At 61.8% G+C, this 1,054-nt stretch carries 1 protein-coding gene; it reads left to right on the top strand.

The genetic code is table 11. The annotated features are described in order from the left end of the window. Positions 1-779: IS110 family transposase (locus XH98_RS12950; RefSeq protein ID WP_271618813.1), on the top strand; the 779-nt coding region annotated here is incomplete at its 5' end. Positions 780-1,054: the final 275 nt, after the last annotated feature.

Genomic DNA, 1,054 nt, shown 5'->3' with positions numbered 1-1,054 from the left:
CAAACAAGAACGACCAGAACGATGCGGAAGCCATCTGCGAAGCGGTTGGCCGTCCGTCCATGCGCTTTGTGCCCGCGAAATCAACCGATCAGCTGGCGGTACAGGCCGTCCACCGCATTCGCCGGCGCCTGGTCGCCGACCGGGTCAGGCTCGTCAACCAGATTCGCGGTCTTCTGTCCGAGCATGGGATTGTCATTGCCCGTGACATCGCGCAGCTGCGGCGCGGCCTCGCTGTCGTCGTAGGGAACATCAATGACGGCCTCAGCGAGATGCTCCGAGCGCTCATGAGGGAATTGCAAGAGGAGTTGTCCGAGCTTGATACCCGCATTGCATCCTATGACCGGCGGATAAGGGAAATCTTCCGTACGAATGAGCAGTGCCAGCGGCTCGGCAAAATCGAAGGCGTCGGACCTGTGACGGCAACGGCCTTGATCGCCGCCGTGGGCGATAGAAGCTGTTTCAAGAACGGCCGCCAGTTCGCGGCTTGGCTTGGCCTGGTGCCGAAGCAGCGATCCAGTGGAGGGCGGGCCCGCTTGTTCGGCATCAGCAAACGCGGCGATCGATACCTGCGGACGCTGATGATTCACGGAGCTCGCGCCGCTTTAAGCCGGGCCACTGGCAAGCAGGATCCGCGAAGCCTCTGGCTCGGCAAAATCCGGCAACGGCGCCATCCCAATGTCGCGGCCGTGGCTCTTGCCAACAAGAATGCGCGGATCGTGTGGGCTATGCTCACAGGCGACGCAGCTTATGAGCCGGCGCTGTCGGTGAGGGCGGCCTGAAGCGAAGCGGCTCAAGGAAAGGAGGTCTCACCCGGCAATTGCAACAAATGGCAAGAGATGGCGAAACGGTCACCCCGTCGCTTCCCGAACCTGATGTGTGGACCGGCACGGCTTGCGCCGATGTCTCGGGGCCGTTGAGGTGGAAGCGGGCGAAAACCATCGAGGCTCGCGGCAGAGACGTTGTCCAGCCGCATCAAGAAGCCGGATATACGTCAGCAGTTGTGATCGTCGATCCTGATCAAGCCGGTCGTTGCAATCGGGCGGGGTCCATATAC

It is taken from the genome of Bradyrhizobium sp. CCBAU 51745 (assembly GCF_028128715.1).
In the GTDB taxonomy this organism is placed as follows: Bacteria; Pseudomonadota; Alphaproteobacteria; order Rhizobiales; family Xanthobacteraceae; genus Bradyrhizobium; species Bradyrhizobium manausense.
Note: the sequence above shows the minus strand (reverse complement) of the source record. Positions and strands in the feature narration are given on the sequence as shown.